The organism is Burkholderia sp. A2, assembly GCF_001729305.1.
Taxonomy (GTDB): Bacteria; Pseudomonadota; Gammaproteobacteria; order Burkholderiales; family Burkholderiaceae; genus Burkholderia; species Burkholderia sola.
The window spans coordinates 44,776-64,088 of the sequence record NZ_LZXX01000082.1 but is presented as its reverse complement, the minus strand read 5'-3'; the positions used below and the strand labels follow the sequence as shown (position 1 = coordinate 64,088).

Annotated in this window: 15 protein-coding genes; 12 read left to right on the top strand and 3 right to left on the bottom strand. The window is 69.2% G+C overall.

The window, feature by feature from the left end:
- Window positions 1–133 precede the first annotated feature (133 nt).
- The gene (locus A9Z05_RS07460) at window positions 134–1,171 is read right to left on the bottom strand and encodes an NAD(P)H-quinone oxidoreductase (protein ID WP_069617535.1); all 1,038 of its coding nucleotides are present in this window, start codon (window positions 1,169–1,171) and stop codon (window positions 134–136) included.
- A gap of 194 nt (window positions 1,172–1,365) precedes the next feature.
- Between A9Z05_RS07460 and A9Z05_RS07455 the strand changes: the two genes are divergently transcribed.
- On the top strand, window positions 1,366–2,238 hold the full coding sequence (locus A9Z05_RS07455; protein WP_069617606.1) for a LysR family transcriptional regulator: 873 nt from the start codon (window positions 1,366–1,368) through the stop codon (window positions 2,236–2,238).
- A gap of 25 nt (window positions 2,239–2,263) precedes the next feature.
- Here the strand turns inward: A9Z05_RS07455 and A9Z05_RS07450 are convergent, their stop codons facing one another.
- Entirely contained in the window at window positions 2,264–5,029 is a 2,766-nt protein-coding gene (locus A9Z05_RS07450) for a LuxR C-terminal-related transcriptional regulator (protein WP_069617534.1), read from the bottom strand.
- Between the two features lie 306 nt (window positions 5,030–5,335).
- A complete protein-coding gene (locus A9Z05_RS07445) occupies window positions 5,336–7,003 on the bottom strand; it encodes a fatty acid--CoA ligase (protein WP_176730171.1) in 1,668 nt (555 codons plus the stop codon).
- 352 nt (window positions 7,004–7,355) lie between these two features.
- Between A9Z05_RS07445 and hchA the strand changes: the two genes are divergently transcribed.
- The 11 genes from hchA (at window position 7,356) to A9Z05_RS07390 (ending at window position 19,296) form a co-directional block, all read left to right on the top strand.
- A complete protein-coding gene (gene hchA, locus A9Z05_RS07440; RefSeq protein WP_069617532.1) occupies window positions 7,356–8,237 on the top strand; it encodes a glyoxalase III HchA in 882 nt (293 codons plus the stop codon).
- 121 nt (window positions 8,238–8,358) lie between these two features.
- On the top strand, window positions 8,359–9,096 hold the full coding sequence (locus tag A9Z05_RS07435; protein WP_069617531.1) for a response regulator: 738 nt from the start codon (window positions 8,359–8,361) through the stop codon (window positions 9,094–9,096).
- Window positions 9,093–10,184: an ATP-binding protein gene (locus A9Z05_RS07430; protein WP_069617530.1), complete on the top strand. Its 1,092-nt coding sequence runs from the start codon at window positions 9,093–9,095 to the stop codon at window positions 10,182–10,184. Before A9Z05_RS07435 ends, A9Z05_RS07430 begins: the two co-directional genes overlap by 4 nt.
- A gap of 274 nt (window positions 10,185–10,458) precedes the next feature.
- A complete protein-coding gene (locus A9Z05_RS07425) occupies window positions 10,459–11,724 on the top strand; it encodes a sugar ABC transporter substrate-binding protein (RefSeq protein ID WP_371090735.1) in 1,266 nt (421 codons plus the stop codon).
- On the top strand, window positions 11,708–12,667 hold the full coding sequence (locus A9Z05_RS07420; RefSeq protein WP_256121888.1) for a carbohydrate ABC transporter permease: 960 nt from the start codon (window positions 11,708–11,710) through the stop codon (window positions 12,665–12,667). Before A9Z05_RS07425 ends, A9Z05_RS07420 begins: the two co-directional genes overlap by 17 nt.
- Window positions 12,655–13,482, top strand: coding sequence for a carbohydrate ABC transporter permease (locus tag A9Z05_RS07415; RefSeq protein ID WP_069617528.1), 828 nt, complete (start codon window positions 12,655–12,657; stop codon window positions 13,480–13,482). The genes A9Z05_RS07420 and A9Z05_RS07415 overlap by 13 nt, the downstream gene beginning before the upstream one ends.
- Before the next feature lie 10 nt (window positions 13,483–13,492).
- Window positions 13,493–14,527, top strand: a complete 1,035-nt coding sequence (locus tag A9Z05_RS07410) for an NAD(P)-dependent alcohol dehydrogenase (RefSeq protein ID WP_069617527.1) — start codon at window positions 13,493–13,495, stop codon at window positions 14,525–14,527.
- A gap of 3 nt (window positions 14,528–14,530) precedes the next feature.
- Window positions 14,531–15,730, top strand: coding sequence for an ABC transporter ATP-binding protein (locus A9Z05_RS07405; protein ID WP_069617526.1), 1,200 nt, complete (start codon window positions 14,531–14,533; stop codon window positions 15,728–15,730).
- Window positions 15,731–15,759: 29 nt separating this feature from the next.
- A complete protein-coding gene (locus A9Z05_RS07400; protein WP_069617525.1) occupies window positions 15,760–16,695 on the top strand; it encodes an AraC family transcriptional regulator in 936 nt (311 codons plus the stop codon).
- Window positions 16,692–18,158 (top strand): xylulokinase, encoded by a 1,467-nt coding sequence (xylB, locus tag A9Z05_RS07395; protein WP_069617524.1) that lies wholly within the window; start codon window positions 16,692–16,694, stop codon window positions 18,156–18,158. The genes A9Z05_RS07400 and xylB overlap by 4 nt, the downstream gene beginning before the upstream one ends.
- 82 nt (window positions 18,159–18,240) lie before the next feature.
- Complete coding sequence (locus A9Z05_RS07390) at window positions 18,241–19,296, top strand: MerR family transcriptional regulator (protein WP_069617523.1); 1,056 nt, start codon at window positions 18,241–18,243, stop codon at window positions 19,294–19,296.
- Window positions 19,297–19,313 lie beyond the last annotated feature (17 nt).

The window sequence follows — 19,313 nt, the reverse complement described above, 5'->3', positions numbered from 1 at the left end:
ACTCATCGTCCAGTCCGGTGCTGCATCCACGCGACGCGCCGGCAGGCGCGGCGACGCATTCGGTGTCACCGATTGTCGGGCCATCCGCGCCGCGGCTTCAGCCCCCCGACCGGGGGGCTGAAGCGTGGGCCGATCATGTGGAATGCTTGGCGTTTGCGTCGACGGCAGCCCGAATCGCTCCATCCGCGGCCGCCGTCACCAGCACGATCTTGCCGATATGTCGCCCCGAATCCATCAGCTCGTGCGCCGCGCGCGCGTCGTGCAGATCGAACAGCCGGTAGACCTGAGGCTTGACCGTGCCCTGCCGGATCAGCGGCCACACAGCCTCCTCGAGCTCGCGAATGATCTGCGCCTTCTCCGCGTAAGTGCGCGAGCGCAGCGTCGAGCCGATGTGCGTGAGCCGCTTCGTCAGCATCGGAAACAGGTCGAGCGCCTTCGCGGGCCCGTTGATCACGCCGATCTGCACGATGCGGCCGTTCATCGCGGCCGCCGCGAAATTGCGCGCGACGTAGTCGCCCGCGATGATGTCGACGATCACGTCGACGCCCTTGCCGCCCGTGAAGCGCGCGACCGCGTCGACGAAATCCTCACTGCGATAGTCGATCGCGAGATCCGCGCCGAGCCGCATGCTCGCGTCGCGCTGCACATCCGACCCGACGGTCGTGATGATCGTCGACGCGCCGAACGCCTTCGCCAGCATCGTCGCCGTCGTGCCGATCCCCGACGCGCCGCCGTGGATCAGCACGCTTTCGCCGGCCGAAAACCGGCCGCGCTGGAACAGATTGAGCCAGACGGTCATGAAGGTTTCCGGCAGCGCCGCCGCCTCGGCCATGCCGAGGCCATCGGGAATCGCGAGCGTGTTGCTCTCGTTCGCGACCGCGTATTCCGCGTAGCCGCCGCCGGGAATCAGCGCGCAGACGCGATCGCCGACGGCGAACCGCGTGACGTCGTACCCCACCGCGACGACTTCGCCGGCAATTTCGAGCCCGGGAATGTCGGACGCGCCAGGCGGCGGATCGTACAGCCCCTTGCGCTGGAACACGTCCGGTCCATTGACGCCGGCCGCGTGAATCCGGATCAGCACGTCGCCGGCGCCCGGCACCGGTACGGCGCGCGTCGCCGGTACGAGCACGTCGGGGCCGCCGGGCCGCACGATTTCGATCGCGGTCATGTGGGTGGGAAGGGAGTTCGCGTCATCCATCACGATATGATCCTCAACGTTCGTCGATGCGCGGCCGATTCGCGGGCCATCCCCGAATCGCGGCATCGCCATGTATGTGAAGCCAGTCTATGGGCGATGCCGCGTGCGGGCACGCAGCGAATTACCGGTCGGGGAATGCAAAAATGCATCAGTCGGGACACACGATGAACTGGGACGACGCGCGCGTCTTTCTGGCGATCCATCGCGAGCGCACGCTGCGTCGCGCGGCGCAGACGCTCGGCGTCGATCAGGCGACGGTCGGGCGGCGGCTCGCGACGCTCGAGCACATGCTCGGCGCGACACTGTTCCTGCGTTCGTCGAAAGGTTATCTGCCCACGCCGGTCGGCGAACTGGCGCTACGCGCGGCCGAGGCGATGGAGCAGCACGCGCACGAGCTGGTGCGACTGACGCAGGGCGTCGACCGGCGGCTCGCCGGCGAGGTGAAGATCACGACGACCGACGCGCTCGCGATCGAGTTCGTGATGCCGTCGATCGCGCGGCTGCACGCGAAGCACCCCGACGTCTCCGTCGCGCTGAACACGTCGACCCACATCCTGAATCTCGCGAAACGCGAAGCCGATATCGCGATCCGCACCGTGCGGCCCGAGAACCCCGATCTGGTCGCGCGCCGGCTGGCATGCTGGGACATGGGCCTGTTCGCGTCGCCCGATTATCTGCATCGGCACCGCGAGCCCGAGCGCGGCCGCGCGTTCGCGGGCCACGACCTCGTCGTCTACCAGCCGTACATCGACGCCAGCCGCGAGCCGACCCTCGCCGGCGAACCGATCGACGGCGGGCGCATCGTCACGCGCACGAACTCGAACCTGATGATGCGTGCGGCGCTTCGGGCGGGCCTCGGCGTCGGCGAGATTCCCGTTCACATGGGTGAGCGCGACGCGCTCACGCGCATCTGGCCGGACCGCGTGCGGCAGTCGCCGTACGAGGTCTGGCTCGTCACGCACCGCGACCTGCGCCACACCGCGCGCATCCGCGCGGCGATCGACGAGATCGTGGCCGCGTTCGCCGCACACCACTGACGCGGGTCGGCGCCGTCCCAGCCGGTCATTCGTCGTCGCGCCGCACTCGCGACGGATCGAGCGCCAGCCCGCTACGCACCGCCTGGATGCGCGACGTCACGTTGAGCTTCTCGAAGATGTTCTTCAGGTGCCACTTGATCGTCTCCGGCGCGACACGCAGCGCGCGGGCGATTTCCTTGTTCGACAGGCCACGCGCGACGTAGTCGAGGATCTCGACTTCCCGCGCGCTGAGGTTGCCCGGCCCACCCTGCCGCGTGGCCGGCGTGGCGTTCGATGCCCGCTGCGCGTCGAACGCACGGGCCAGATCGCGCAGATACCATGCGCCGACTGCCGGAAAGCGGTCGGCGCGCTTTTGTACGCGCGCCAGCAGACGCTCGGCCGCGGCACCTTCGTCGACGAAGGTGCGGACGAGTCCGTTGCCCTGGCCGTATTCGAGCGCACGCGCGAACGCCGCGAGCGCCGCGCTGTCGTCGCCCGCCTGGTCGAGCGCGATCGCATGCAACACGGCGGCCTGCGCCGCGAACCAGTCGAACCCGCGCGCGGCCAGCACCGCGTGCACGATCGCCATGCGCTGCGCGGCTTCGTTCGCCCGCGCATCGGCGAGCAGCAGCCTCGCCTGCGCGGATTGCGCCATCTGCCACGTCTCGACGTGGCTCGACGCTTCGTCCGGCGGCACGGGCGATACCAGCGATGCGAGCGCGCGCCCCACGCGATGGGCCTGCGTCGGCTTGCCGGCGGCGAGATGCAGCCGGATACCGGTCGCCATGCACCCGACGCGCAGCCGCAGCCATTGCCGGCTGCACGCGACGCGATCGGCTTCGTCGAGCACGTCGTGCGCGCGCGCGTCGTTTCCCGACTGGAATTGCAGCAGTGCGGCGGTCTGCATGAACCTCAGCAGCGGCCCGAGCGAACAGGCCTGCATCGCGATGTCGAAACGGTCGGCCTGCGCGTCGCGCACCTTCGCCCAGTCGTTCCATTCGTAGTAGATCGCCGACAGGTAGCCGGCCGACAGCGCCGTCGCCGCCGACAGTCGCCCCGCCGATCGCTCCGCGGCACGCAACGCCGTCTCGAACGTCTTCGACGCGTCGTGCAGGCGCCCCGCGACGAACTCGGCCAGGCCCGACATGTTCCGTCGGTACACGTTCGCGTAAAGCGGCTCGTGCCCCGACGCCGCATGTTCCGCGCGCGCGCCGAGATCCCGCACGTCGCCGAGGCGACCCGCATAGCCGAGCCCGAAGATCAGCGTCGTCTGCCCGATCTGCTCGACCCACGAACCGGCCGGCGGGGCGGCCGCCAGCACGCGCTCGCCGAGCTGCAGCGATTCGATGCTGCGATCCGACAGCCCCGCGATGAGCGAGCGGACGGCCAGCAGTTCGGTCGCCGTGACGGCGTCGGTATCGAGCCGCCCGGCCGCGATGTCGGCTTCCAGCGCTTCCAGCGCGCGGCGCGCCTCGACCATCTGCATCGACAGCGCGAGCGCCCACGTATGCGCGATCCTCAACCGCAGGCGGCCCGTCAGCGCCGGCGCGGGCAGGCGCGACACCCAGTCGAGCACGGTACGCACGTCGCTCGACGCGATGAGCTTCATCGCGCATGCCTCGACCCAGCCGGCCGCCGCATCGAAATCGCCCGCCGCGAGCGCGTGCCTGACGGCGTCCGGCCAATGCCGCTCGGCTGCGTACCAGGCGCTCGCGCGGCGATGCAGCGTGGCCACCGCGCCGGGCTCGCGCAGCGCCAGCTCCTCACGCAGGTATTGCAGGAACAGCGCGTGATAGCGGTAGCGCCGGCGGTCGCCGTCGATCGACCGGATGAACAGATTGTGCGCGCCCAGCCATTCGAGGCAGTCGAGCGCGTCGTCGCGGCCGGTCAGCGCATCGCACAGCGCCGGCGTCATCCGGTCGAGCACGGCCGTATGCAGCAGGAAGTGGCGGATCGCGTCCGGCACCCGCGTCATCACGTTCTCGTTCAGGTAGGTGGCGATGCCGGCGCGTGCGTGGCTGACCTGTTCGGCGACGCGTACCGCGTCGCTGTCGTCGTGCAGCGCCAGCGCCGCCAGTTGCAGGCCCGACACCCAGCCTTCCGTCGCCGCGCGCAGACGCTCGACGTTTTCCGCTTTGAGCGGCTTGCCGGCCACCCGCTCGAAGAACGCGCGCGTCTCCGCGTCGTCGAAGCGCAGGTCGTTCTCGTCCACCCGCACGAGTTCGTCGCGCGATTCGAAATAGCTGAGCGGCAACGCGGGTACCGAGCGGCACGCCAGCACGACGTGCAGGTTCGACGGCGCATAGCGCAGCAGGTCGAACATCGCGTCGTGGATGACCGGCGACGCGAGGCGATCGAAGTCGTCGAGCATCAGGAACAGGTCGACGCCCGCGCTGTCCAGTTCGTTGAGGAGTTCGTCGAATACGGTCTTCAGCGGAATCAGCGCGCGATCGCGCAGCAACTGCTGCGCGCGGGCGCCGACTCCGCCGGTTGCGTCGACGATCGCGGCAACCACGTAGGACGCGAAGATCGACGGGTTGTCGTCGTCCTGATCGAGACTCACCCACGCGACTTTCACGCCCGACGCCACCAGCGCATGGCGCCATTCCGCCAGCAGCGTGGTCTTGCCATATCCGGCCGGCGCGCACACGAGCGTCAGCCGACGGTCGAGGCCGCGCCTGAGCCGGCCGAGCCGCGCGATGCGCGCCACGATTCCGCGGGTCGACGCCGGCGCCAGCTTGGTGCGCACCAGCACTTCGATCGCATCGGTGTCCGGCGCGCGGGCCGGTTGTCTGCTGTCCGTCGGCGCCATGCTGTTCCTGTTCTCCTCGCGCTGATTGCGTGTCCGCCGGCATGGCAGGCGAAGCCGGCGACCCGACCGGAGGGCCGGCCGGGTCTCGCCGCGCGTCGAAAACAGCATAGCGATTCCGCGCCGGCCCTCAAAACTAGGTGATGTCCGTACCGGCGGAGGCGCATGCCGCGCGTACCGGTCGACGACAAAGGACCCGCATTGTTGTCGAACCGGCGCGCGATGTTCAGCCCCCCATTCGGGGGGGACGTCTGGCGGAGAAGATGTCTTATCCCGACCGACCGGCGTCGCAGGCGGTCGAAGCGCCGCTCAGTCGGGCTGGTAGCGCTCGCGCAACGCGCGCTTGTTGATCTTCCCGACGCTCGTCTTCTCGATCGCGTCGACGATCAGCAGCCGCTCCGGCACCGCATAGCGCGAGATCAGCCCGCGGTCGGCCACCTGCTTCACATGCGCTTTCAATTCCTCCGGCTCGACGCGACCGACCTGCTCGTCGGTCAGCACGACCAGCGCGAGCGGACGCTCGCCCCAGCGCGCATCCTTCACGCCGATCACGGCCGATTCGCGCACGGCCGGATGACGCGACAGGATGTCCTCCAGTTCGAGCGACGAAACCCATTCGCCGCCCGTCTTGATCACGTCCTTGATCCGGTCGGTGATCTGCAGCCGGCCGTCGGGATCGATCACGCCGATGTCGTTCGTATGCAGATAGCCGCCGGCCCACAGCGCCGCCGACGCCGGCGCATCGCCGAGATAGCCTTGCGTCGCCCACGGCATCCGCACGACGACCTCGCCCGCCGAGCGGCCGTCGTGCGGCACGTCGCGAAACTGCGCATCGACGATGCGCAGGTCGACGAGCGGCAGCGGCAGCCCGGCCTTCGTCCGGCGCGCGATGTCGTCGTCGGCCGATGCACCGCCGGCCGCGCGCGGCGGGTCGATCTGCGCGATCGTCATCAGCGGGCAGGTCTCCGACATCCCGTACCCGGTGTAGACCTCGATCCCGCGCGCGAGCGCCGCCCGCGCCAGCCCGTCGGACAGCGGCGAGCCACCGACGATCACCTTCCACGCCGACAGGTCGACCGCCGCGGACGCCGGGCTGTCGAGCATCATCGCGAGCAGCGTCGGCACGCAATGCGAGAACGTCACCGCTTCGCGCGCGATCAGCGCCACCAATCCGTCCGGCGAATAACGGCCCGGATAGACCTGCTTGAGCCCGAGCGCGGTCGCGATGTACGGCATGCCCCATGCGTGCACATGAAACATCGGCGTGATCGGCATGTAGACGTCGTCACGATGCACGCGGCCGCGATCGCGGGCGCCCGACAACGCCGCCATGCCCGCGAGCGTATGCAGCACGAGCTGCCGATGGGTGAACGCCACCGCCTTCGGCAGGCCGGTGGTGCCGGTCGTATAGAACGTCGTCGCGCGGGTCTGCTCGTCGAAATCGGGGAACACGAAATCGGGCGAACCGGCCGCGACGAGCGCCTCGTATTCGTCGGTAAAACCATCCGGCAAACCGGCTTCGGCGCCGTCGGCGATCAGCACGACGTGCCGCACCGTGTCGAGCCGGTCGCGCATGCCCGCCCACAACGGCAGGAAGTCGCGGTGCACCAGCGCGATGCGCGCGCCCGAATGGTTGAGCGTATACAGCAACTGATCGGGCGACAGCCGGACATTGGCCGTCATCAGCACCGCACCCATCATCGGAATCGCGTGATAGCACTCCAGGTAGCGATGGCTGTCCCAGTCGAGCACGGCGACGACGTCGCCCGCGCCGACGCCGATCGACGCCAGGCCGCTCGCGAGTTGCCCGATGCGATGCCGGAACGTCCAGTAATCGTGCCGAACCCGGTCGCCGTACACGATCTCCTGCTCGGGCCGCGTCGCCAGCGGCGCGTGAAGCAACTGCTTGATCAGCAGCGGATACGCGTGGGCGGCCGCGGCCGATTCGTCCTGCGGATACGGGTATGACGAATTCATGAATGTCTCCATGGGCGACCGGTCGGGTCGTCGAGCGTGCGGCCACGATACCGCGCCGGCCGGCTTTCGCGCCCCCCCTGTCCGGGGGGAGCGGGTCCGCTTGTCGGCGCCGGCGGCGGGCCGCCCGGATACGTATCACGGCGATTCGCGCGCGATACCCACCCGTTCGGGGAGGCCCTCGCCGCGACACGCCGTCGTAGGATGCATCGCAGCGCGTATCCCTCCTGTCCGCACGGCCGGGACATGACCGGAAAGCCGCTCCGCCGCTGCGGAATCCCCGCACCGGCTCGCGCCTGCATCTCACCGGCCACGCCCGCCCCGCCCGAACCCATCCCCCGAGCAAGGAGCAGCCATGACTTCCGACACGACGCAGACGGACCGCACGCCCGCCGCCGACCCGGCGGAGAACAACGCGTATTTCCCGTCGCCGTATTCGTTGTCGCAATACACGTCGTCGAAGACCGACTTCGACGGCGCGGATTACCCGAATCCGTACACCGGCGGCAAGTGGAAAGTGCTGATGATCGCGACCGACGAGCGCTACATCCTGATGACGAACGGCAAGATGTTCTCGACCGGCAACCATCCGGTCGAGATGCTGCTGCCGATGCACCACATGGACAAGGCCGGCTTCGAGATCGACATCGCGACGCTGTCGGGCAATCCGGCCAAGCTCGAACTCTGGGCGATGCCGAGCGATGACGAGGCCGTGCAGAGCACCTACCGCAAGTACCTGCCGAAGCTGAAGACGCCGCTCAAGCTGTCCGACGTGCTCGACCAGCATCCCGGCGCCGATTCGCCGTATATCGCGGTGTTCATTCCCGGCGGCCACGGCGTGCTTGCCGGCATTCCGCACAGCAAGGACGTCAAGCGCATGCTGCGCTGGGCGCTCGACCAGGACCGGCACATCATCACGCTGTGTCACGGGCCCGCATGCCTGCTGTCGGCCGCCGTCGACGAGGATCCCCGGGACTACCCGTTCAAGGACTACGAGCTCTGCGTGTTTCCGGATGCGCTCGACACGGGGCCGAACCTCGACATCGGCTACATGCCGGGCCCGCTGCCGTGGCTCGTCGCGCAGAGCCTCGAAAAGCTCGGCGCGCGCGTGCTGAACAAGGACATGACCGGGCGCTGCCATCAGGACCGCAAACTGATCACGGGCGACAGCCCGCTCGCGTCGAACGGCATCGGCAAGCTCGCGGCCGCCGCGCTGCTGAAGGAAGTCGGGCACTGAGGGGCTGCGCCGCCCTGGGCGGCGTCTCGCCGGGGCGTGGCCGCCCGTCTCCATTCGACCGCCGGAACCGTACGGTAGTATGGCGATTCGATGGAACCCCGCTGAATCCGAACGAGTGGCCATGCCCGAATTTTCTTCTTCTCCCGGCGCCGGCCAAGGCGCGCAAGCGCTCGTCCTCATCGCCGAGGACGAACCCGAGATCGCCGAGATCCTGACCGCCTATTTCGCGCGCAGCGGCCTGCGCACCGTGCACGCCGCCGACGGCCGCCGTGCGCTCGAACTCCACCTGTCGCTGAAGCCCGACCTCGTGCTGCTCGACGTGCAGATGCCGCACGTCGACGGCTGGAAGGTGCTCGCCGAGGTCCGCCACCGCGGCGACACGCCCGTCATCATGCTGACCGCGCTCGACCAGGACATCGACAAGCTGACCGGGCTGCGCATCGGCGCCGACGACTACGTGGTCAAGCCGTTCAACCCTGCCGAAGTCGTCGCGCGCGCGCAAGCGGTGCTGCGCCGGTCGATGGCAGGCTCGCGCCAGGAAGAGCAGCGCGTGCTGCGCGCCGCGCCGTTCGAGATCGATCTCGAGCATCACGAAGCGACGGTCGAAGTCGACGGCGCGCGCCACACGCTCGTGCTGACGCTCACCGAATTCAAGCTGCTCGCGCAACTCGCGCGCGCCCCGCGCCGCGTGTTCAGCCGCGCCGAGCTGATGGCGACCTGCCTGCCGGAAGGCGACGCGCTGGAGCGCACGGTCGACAGCCACGTCAGCAAGCTGCGCAAGAAACTCGACGATCTCGGCGTCGCGGGCGTGCCGGCCAGCGTGCGCGGCGTCGGCTACAAACTGTGGAGCGGCGAGTGAGACTCGATGGCCTGAGCCGCCAGATCGCGCTGACGATGGGCGCGATCGCGTTCGGCATCACGGTGCTGATCGTCGTGACGGCCTATGCGTTCTACTACCTGCTGTACCAGTACTCGCCGCAGTCGTTCCAACCGCAAAGCTGGCTCCCGAGCGGGCCGGAGTGGGTGTGGATCATCTCGACCACGCTGGTCGGCCTCTTGATCGCGGTCATCGTCGCGATCAACCTGTCGCGCCGCATCCTCGTGCCGCTGAATTCGGTGACGGACAGCATCCGCCGCGTGGCTCGCGGCGATCTCGGCGCGCGCGCCGTCGCCGGCGACCGGTCGTTGAAGGAAGCGGCGCTGCTCGCCGACAACTTCAACGCGCTCGCGAGCGAACTGCAGCGCGTGACCGACGAGCAAACCTTCTGGAACGCGGCGATCGCGCACGAGCTGCGCACGCCGGTGACCGTGCTGCGCGGCCGGTTGCAGGGGCTCGCCGAAGGCGTGTTCACGCCGAGCGACACGCTGTACCGCAGCCTGCTCGCGCAGGTCGAAGGGCTGACGCGGCTGATCGAGGATCTGCGCGTGGTCAGCCTCGCCGACAGCGGCCACCTGAGCATCGAGATCCGCGACACCGACCTCGCCGCGGACGTGCGCGCGGTGGTCGACGTGTTCGCGCACGCGCTGCTGGCCGCCGGCCAGCATCCGGTGCTCGATCTCGACCCGCGGCGCATGCGCTGCGACCCGGTCCGCATCCGCCAGGCGTTGCTCGCGCTGCTGGAAAATGCACGCCGCCACGCGGTGCCCGGCGCGATCCGGATCCAGACGCACATCGAAGACGGCATGTGCCGGCTGCGCGTCGAGGACGACGGCCCGGGCATCCCGGCCGAGTTCGCGCCGCACGTGTTCCAGGCGTTCCGGCGCGTCGACGAATCGCAACCTGGCGGCACCGGCACCGGCCTCGGGCTCGCGGTCGTCGCGGCGATCGCGCATGCGCATCGCGGCGAAGCGCTGTGCGTGCCGACCGGCGCGGGCGGCACGCGGTTCGAGGTGCGGTGGCCCGACGATCTCGCGCCGGCGCCCGAAGGCGAGCGCTTCCCGGCGTAACGCGCGGGCCTCGCCGCTCACGCGCGCGGTTCAGCCCGACCTGTTCGCGCGGCGGGCTGAACCCGGCATCTCTCCCAGATACACGGCACGGTGAGAAACAGCCCATCGCCGCCCGACCACCACATTTTGTGCATCGCACGACGAACCCTGAGCAAAAAGTATCGGTCCGCGAACTCTTTTGATGTGGTGATCGCATCGCCCGCGTCACACCATTGTTCCTGCCGTCATCGGCGGCATTCGAACAAGCAGAATCAAGGAGACACGGGTGAACAAGATGCGAATCGTCGCAGCCGGCCTGCTGCTCGGCGCCTGTCTGCCGGGCGTCGCGGCCGCGCAAACCTGCAAGGTACCAACCCTCCGCGTGCTCGCGCAGAAGAGCCTCGGCCTGTCGGTGATGGAGAAATCGCTGGCCGACTACGAGAAGAAAAGCGGCACGAAGGTCGAGATCAACTATTTCGGCGAGAACGACCGCCGCGCGAAATCGCGGCTCGACGCGTCGACCGGCGCGGGTTCTTACCAGATCTACTACGTCGACGAGGCAAACGTCGCCGAATTCGCGTCGGCCAACTGGATCGCGCCGCTCCTCAAGTACTACCCGAAGGAATACGACTACGACGACTTCCTGCCCGGCCGCCGGGCGGTCGCGAGCTACAACGGCGTCGCGTACTTCGCGCCGCTGATCGGCGGCGGCGACTTCCTGTTCTATCGCCGCGACCTGCTCGACGCCGCGCACATTCCGGTGCCGAAGACGCTCGACCAGCTCGTCGCCGCGATCAAGCAGCTCAACGCACCGCCGAAGCTGTACGGCTGGGTCGCACGCGGCCAGCGCGGCTCGGGGATGAACGTGTGGCGCTGGTCGCCGTTCATGCTCGGCATGGGCGGCACATGGACCGACAAGGGCGGCCAGCCCGCGTTCAATTCGCCGGGCGCGGTGAAGGCCACGCAGCTCTACAGCGACCTGTTCAAGTACGCGCCGCCGGGCTCGGCGACCTACGACTGGAGCAACGCGCTCGAAGCGTTCCGCTCGGGCAAGGTCGCGTTCATGATCGAATCAACGCCGTTCGCGGACTGGATGGAGGATACGAGCAAGTCGAGCGTGGCCGGCAAGGTGGGCTACACACGCCCCCCCGCACCGCTGCCGTCGGCCGCGTACGGGCACGGCTTCGCGATCTCGGCGGTCGGCGCGAAAGACGACTGCACGCGGATGGCCGCCGGCCGCTTCATCGCATGGGCGACCAGCAAGGACCAGGAACAGGCGCGGCTGCGCAACGGCGTGTTCAGCGACTACAACCGCTCGAGTACGATCGGCAGCCCGTACTTCAAGCAGCACGTCGCGCCGCAGATCCAGGCCGGGCTGAACGACACCAACCCCGTCACGCAGGTGACGATCTGGCGCACGCCGCAGTGGCCGGATATCGGCGACAACCTCGGCATCGCGCTCGAACAGGTATTCACCGGCACGCAGACGGATATCCGCGGCACGCTCGACGACGCGGACCAGTACGCGAAGGACGCGCTCGAACATGGCGCTCGCAAATGACGGCGCCGGCGGACGCGCGCTCGGCGTCCGCCCGGCCCCTTCCACACCGTCGGCGCCGCACCGCCGCGCGCGCCGCGACCGCACGAGCCTGCCGTGGGTGTTCCTCGCGCCGACGCTCGCGCTGCTCGCGGTCCTGAGCCTCGTCCCGACGATCGCCGCGATCAACCTCGCGCTGCGCAACCGCGTGCTGCGCTACCCGGACAGCGAATACGTCGGCCTGCGCAACTTCGTGCGGCTCGCGTCGGACCGGCGCTTCCTGAACGCGATCGAGGTGTCGGTGCTGTGGGAAGTCGTGACGGTCGCGGGCGCGGTGCTCGTCGGGATCGCGTTCGCGGTGTTCCTGTTCGAGCGCGTGCACGGCCCCTGGCGCCGCCTCGCGTCGCTGGTGCTGATCATGCCGGTGCTGCTGCCGCGCGTGTCGGCCGCGTTCATCTGGAAGTTCATGTATGCGCCGCTCACCGGCATCCTGAGCTGGCTGCTCGGCACGCTCGGCGTCGAGCACACCGCGTTTCTCGCCGATCCGCATCTCGCGCTGTACGCGGTCGCGCTCGTCGACGTGTGGCAGTGGGGGCTGTTCTTCGCGGTCGTGATCCTGAAGCTGCTGGAAACGCTGCCGCCCGAGCCGCTCGAGGCCGCGCGGCTCGACTACGCGACGACGTGGCAGGTGCATGCGTACATCGCGCTGCCGATGCTGAAGGCGCCGCTCGTGAGCCTCGTATTCATCAAGATGGTCGAGTCGCTGCGCTCGTTCGACCTGATCTACGTGATGACCAAGGGCGGCCCGGGCATCGCGACCGAGACGCTCGATCTCTACGCGTACCAGCAGGGCATCGGCCTCGCCGGCAAGGTGTCGTATGCGTCGGGCATGGCCGTGCTGATGATGGTCGCGACCACGCTCGTGTTCACGCTCATCTGGAAGAGGGTCAACAAATGGGACGACTGATGGCCCGGCGCGGTGCCGCCAACGTTTCCACCGTCGCGATCGCCGGCGCGATCCTGCTCGTCGCCGCGTTCCCGCTGTTCTGGGCCGTGCTCAATTCGCTCAAGCACCTGCTCGACATCGTCACGCCCGTGCCGCGCTTCTTCTTCACGCCGACGCTCGCGAACTACGAGCAGGTGCTGTCGAGCCCCGAGGTCCTGATCGGGCTCGGCAACAGCATCGCGATCGTCGGCGCGGCCGTGCTGATCGGCGCGGTGCTCGGCGTGCCGGCCGCGTATGCGATCGCGCGCTACCCGATACGCGGCAAGCGCGACATCCAGTTCTTCCTGCTGTCGCTGCGCTTCCTGCCGCCCGTCGCGGTCGCGCTGCCGCTGATCGCGATCTGGGTCGATCTCGGGCTGTACGACACGAAGCTGTCGATGATCGTCACGTACCTGCTCGTCACGCTGTCGACCATCACGTGGCTGTCGATTCCCGTGTTCCGCCGGCTGCCGCGCGAGATCGAGGAAGCCGCCGCGCTCGACGGCTACGGCCCGTACGCGGTGTTCTGGCACATCGCGCTGCCGGTGTGCGCGAGCACGCTGCTCGGCGGCATCGTGTTCAGCTTCGTGCTGGTGTGGAACGAGCTGATGATTGCGCTCGCGCTGACTTCGTCGCGCAGCGCGACGCTGCCGGTGGTCGCGTCCGCGTTCACGTCGCTCGGCCAGGAAGTGCCGTGGGGCGTGATCAACGCGTCGACGGTACTGCTCGCGCTGCCGCCGCTCGTCTTCGTCGGCATGCTGAGCCGGCTGCTCAATTCGATCGTCAAGGGAAAATAAGGAGAACACGTTGAAAGCACTCGTCCTCGAACGCACGCGCGAACTCGCGCTGCGCGACATCGACCTGCCGCAGGCGGTCGGCCCCGGCGACGTCCGGATCAAGGTTCATACGGTCGGCGTCTGCGGCAGCGACGTGCATTACTACGTGCACGGCGGGATCGGCCCGTTCCGCGTCGACGCGCCGATGGTGCTCGGCCACGAAGCGTCCGGCACCGTCGTCGAGACCGGCGCCGGCGTCACGCACCTGCGCGTCGGCGATCGCGTGTGCATGGAGCCGGGCGTGCCGCGCCTCGATTCGCCCGCGACGCTGCGCGGGCTCTACAACCTCGACCCCGACGTGCGCTTCTGGGCGACGCCGCCCATCCACGGCTGCCTGACGCCGTTCGTCGTGCATCCGGCCGCGTTCACGTACCGGCTGCCCGACAACGTGTCGTTCGCCGAAGGCGCGATCGTCGAGCCGCTGTCGATCGGCCTGCAGGCCGCGAAGAAGGCGGCGATGAAGCCGGGCGACCTCGCGGTCGTGATCGGCGCGGGCACGATCGGCGCGATGACGGCACTCGCCGCGCTCGCCGGCGGCGCCGCGCGCGTGATCCTCGCCGACGTCGTGCCGGACAAGCTCGCGCTGTTCGCCGGCAACCCGGCCGTCACGACCGTCGACGTGCGTACGCGGCCGCTGGCCGACGCGGTGGCCGAAGCCTCCGGCGGCTGGGGCGCGGACGTCGTGTTCGAGGCGAGCGGCAGCGCGAACGCGTATGCGGGCCTCGTCGACCTGATGTGCCCGGGCGGCTGCGCGGTGCTGATCGGGATGCCGGTCGCACCGGTACCGCTCGACGTGGTCGCGCTGCAGGCGAAGGAAGGCCGCATCGAATCGGTGTTCCGCTACGCGAACATCTTCCCGCGCGCGCTCGCGCTGATCGCATCCGGTGCGATCGACGTGAAGCCGTTCATCTCGCGCACGTTCCCGTTTTCCGAAGGCGTGCGCGCGTTCGAGGAAGCGGCGAGCGGGCAGCCCAGCGACGTCAAGATTCAGATCGAAATGGATTGAGCCATGGCCCGAATCGTCTGCCACGCTTTGTCGAAGCACTACGACGGCGGCCCCGCCGTGCTGCATCCGCTCGACCTCGAGATCGCCGACGGCGAATTCATCGTGCTGCTCGGCCCGTCCGGCTGCGGCAAGTCGACGATGCTGCGGATGATCGCGGGCCTCGAGGCGATCACCGGCGGCGAGCTCGTGATCGGCGACGCGGTCGTCAACGACCTGCCGTCGCGCGAGCGCAATGTCGCGATGGTGTTCCAGAACTACGCGCTGTACCCGCACATGACGGTGTACGACAACATCGCGTTCGGCCTGCGGCGGCTGAAGGTGCCGGCCGGCGAGATCGACCGCCGCGTGCGCGACGTCGCGCGCATCCTGAGCCTCGACGCGCTGCTCGACCGCCGTCCGCGCGCGATGTCGGGCGGCCAGCAGCAGCGCGCGGCGATCGCGCGCGCGATGATCAAGACGCCGGCCGTGTTCCTGTTCGACGAGCCGCTGTCGAACCTCGACGCGAAGCTGCGCACGCAGTTGCGCGGCGACATCAAGCGGCTGCATCGGCAACTGAAGACGACCACGCTGTACGTCACGCACGATCAGCTCGAAGCAATGACGCTCGCCGATCGCGTCGTGCTGATGCGCGGTGGCCACATCGAGCAGATCGGCACGCCGGCCGAGCTGTACGGCCAGCCGCACACGGTATTCGCGGCGGGGTTCGTCGGCACGCCGGCAATGAACTTCGCGGACGGCACGATCGAGCGCATCGGCACGAACGTGCTGCTCGACTGCAATGGCGCACGCTGGCCGCTCGCGTCTGCACGCTTCGCGCGGCTGCAGCACGGCCAGCAGGTCAAGGCAGCGATCCGCCCGAACCACCTGCAACTCGTCGCCGAAGGCGATCCGACCCCGGGCACGCTCACGCTGACCGGCACGGTCGAACTCGTCGAGCTGCTCGGCGCCGAGGCGCTCGTCACGCTGGACTGGCGCGGCCAGCCGTGCGCGGCCCTCGTGCCGGCCCCGATGGCCCCGGCGCCGGGCGCCGTGGTAGCGTTCCGCTTCGACGAAGAAGCCTTGCATCTGTTCGACGCCGGCACCGAGCGCAACGTCACGCTGCCGGACGCGAACGCGAACCCGATCGCGCACGCGTCGCCGCCGGCGGCCGCGACGCGCGCCACGCCGCCTGCCGCGACGGGCTGGTCGATGTCCCGTCCGTAGCACGCCGGCACGCCCCGACGGAGCACACGATGAACCCGGATCTCGAGATCGTTCCCACCCACCGCGACGAATCGTTCCGCGCGTGGGTCCACGACTATCCGCATTCGGTCGCGAAGTGGCACTTCCATCCCGAGTACGAGATTCACCTGATCCAGGCGTCGCGCGGCAAGGTGTTCGTCGGCGACCATATCGGCGATTTCGGGCCCGGCAACCTGATCGTCACCGGGCCGAACCTGCCGCACAACTGGGTCAGCGAGCTCGCCGACGGCGAACGCGTGCCGTCGCGCGACGTCGTGCTGCAGTTCTCGCGCGATGCGATCGAGAAGATGGTCGACGCATTCAGCGAGCTGCAGCCGGTGATCGAGCTGATCGACGACGCGGCGCGCGGCGTGCAGTTTCCCGACCGCATCGGCCTCGAGGTCGCGCCGCTGATGCTCGAGCTCGCCAACGCGCACGGCTGCCGGCGCGTCGAGATCCTGATGTCGCTGTTCGACCGGCTGTCGTCGTGCCGCGAGCGGCGCGTGCTCGCGGGGCCCGGCTATCGCAGCGACGCGCAGCACTACATGTCGTCGACCATCAACCAGGTGCTGTCGTACCTGCAGCAGAACCTGCCCGGCATGCTGCGCGAAACCGACGTCGCCGCGTTCGCCGGCATGAGCGTCAGCACCTTCACGCGGTTTTTCCGGCGCCACACCGGCTCGTCGTTCGTGCGCTACCTGAACCGGCTGCGCATCAACGAGGCGTGCGAGCTGCTGATGTTTTCCGACCTGACGGTGACCGACATCTGCTACCGGGTTGGCTTCAACAACCTGTCGAACTTCAACCGTCAGTTTCTCGCGATGAAGCAGGTGCCGCCGTCGAAGTTCCGCGCGCTGCACCGGCTCAACGAACCGCACGGCCGCGACGACGCGCCGCCCCCGCGACGCGCGCCGCCGCGCGCCCCAGACAGGACGCTTCATACGTGACATATCTCGGCATCGATCTCGGCACGTCCGAGGTCAAGGTTCTGCTCACCGATTCCCGATCGGTCCCCCTCGCGACCGGCGCGGCCACGCTGTCGATCAGCCGGCCGCATCCGCACTGGTCCGAACAAAGCCCGCAGGCATGGTGGCACGCGATGCTCGACGCGATCGCGTCGGTGCGCGCCGCGCATCCGGCCGGCTTCGCCGCGCTGCGCGGCATCGCGCTGTCCGGGCAGATGCACGGCGCGACGCTGATCGACCGCGCGGACCAGGTGCTGCGCCCCGCGATCCTGTGGAACGACACGCGCGCCGGCACCGAATGCGTCGAGCTCGAGGCGCTGGTGCCGGAATCGCGCGCGATCACCGGCAACATGGCGATGCCCGGCTTCACCGCGCCGAAGCTGCTGTGGCTCGCGAAATACGAGCCGGCCGTGTTTCGTGCGGTGCACAAGGTGCTGTTGCCGAAGGACTATCTGATCTGGCGCCTGTCCGGCGAGTTCGTGTCCGATATGTCCGACGCGTCGGGCACGCTGTGGCTCGACTGCGCGCGCCGCGACTGGTCCGACCGGATGCTCGCCGCGACCGAGCTGTCGCGCGCGCAGATGCCGCGCCTCGTCGAAGGCAACGCGGCCGCCGCGCAGTTGCGCGACGCGCTGCGGCGCGAATGGGGGATCGCCGAGCCCGTAACGATCGCCGGCGGCGCCGGCGACAACGCGGCGTCCGCGATCGGCATGGGCGCCACGGGCGCCGGCAGCGGCTTCCTGTCGCTCGGCACGTCGGGCGTGCTGTTCGCCGGCAACGACCGCTTCGCGCCGAACCCGGACGCCGCCGTGCACGCGTTCTGCCACTGCGTGGAAGGGCGCTGGCACCAGATGAGCGTGATCCTGTCAGCGGCCGCGAGCCTCGACTGGCTCGCGCGTGCGCACGGCACGACGCCCGGCGCGCTGGCCGCGCGCGCCGAACACGCCGATCCGGCCCGCGCGCCGCTGTTCCTGCCGTATCTCGGCGGCGAGCGCACGCCGCACAACGATGCGCATGCGCGCGGCGTGTTCTTCGGACTGTCGAACGAGCACGATGCGGACGACCTCGCGTATGCGGTGATGGAAGGCGTCGCGTTCGCGATGGCCGACGGCTACGACGCACTGCGCGCGGCCGGCACGACGCTCGACGCGGTGTCGTTCATCGGCGGCGGCTCGAAGAGCGCGTTCTGGGCGCGGTTGTGCGCGAATGCGACCGGGCTCGCGATGCAGCGCCATGCGGATGGCGCGGTCGGCGCGGCACTCGGCGCCGCGCGGCTCGCACGGCTGGCTGCGACGAACGACAGCCTGGAGGAAGTCTGTGTCGCGCCGCCCGTCACGGAGACGGTCGCGCCCGATCCCGCGTCGGTCGATCTGCTCGCGGGGCGGCTCGCGCGCTATCGACGGTTGTATCGCGCGCTGCGCGACGAATTCGCGGCCGCCGATTGAGCGTTAGCGCGATCGCGCTTGACCCGGCCCTTGGGATCGCCTTTATGCTGACCGCAACGAATCGACAGCAAAGAGGTGACGGATGGGTACGGACACACTCCGCTTGAACGCATCGGCCGCCGCCGCCCGACTCGGCATCTCGATCAAGGCGCTGCGGCTGTACGAGCGGCACGGCCTCGTCATGCCCGAACGCACGCCGGCCGGATACCGCGCGTACGGCCCGGACGATCTCGCCCGCGCCGCCGACATCGCGGCGCTGCGCAAGCTCGGCCTCGGTCTCGCGCAGGTGGCGAACGTGCTCGACGGCGACGCGCGCCGTCTCGATGCCGCGCTGGCGGCTCACGAAACGGCGCTCGATCGCGGGATTCGGGATCTCGTTGGCAAGCTCGACAGCGTGCGCGCGATGCGTGCCGGCCTGGCACGGGGGCGGATGCCGACAGACGGCGAACTGACGCGGCTGGTCGACCCTGGCAGCGCGGGTGTTGCGTTCGACCTGCCGTGGCCCTGGGGTGGCGAACGGTTCGAGTGTCGCGATATCCGGCCGTTGAACTACATCATCGGTTCGCTGGGAAGCGGCAAGACGCGGCTCGCGCTTCGGCTGGCCGATGCGTTGCCCGGCGCCGTGTTCGTCGGCCTCGATCGGCTGGACGACGACTGTGCCGCGGCATTCGATGCATTGCGCGCCGATCCGGAACTGAAGTTGCGCGTCGACCGCACCGCGGCGTTACTCGCCGGCAACGGCGCGACGCCGTCGGCGGCGCTGACCGCCCTGCTCGTCAGCCTCGAAGCGGAAGGCCCGCGCGTGCGGATCGTCGACATGATCGAGCAGGGCCTCGATCAGGCCACGCAACGGGCGCTGATTGCGCATCTGCGCACATGCGCGGCCGCCGGCATGCGTCCGCTGTTCCTGCTGACGCGCTCGTCGGCGATCCTCGATCTCGCTGCGGTCGGCCCCGACGAAACCATCCTGTTATGCCCGGCCAACCACAGCCCGCCTGCGCGCGTGGCGCCTTACCCCGGTGCGCCGGGGTATGAGGCCGTCGCCACGTGCCTGGCGGCGCCGGCGGTTCGGGAGCGGATTGCACGGCCGCCGGAAGCGCGCGCTATGATGCTCGGTACGGAGCGCGAAATGAATTGAATGTTTCGCGACTGTCC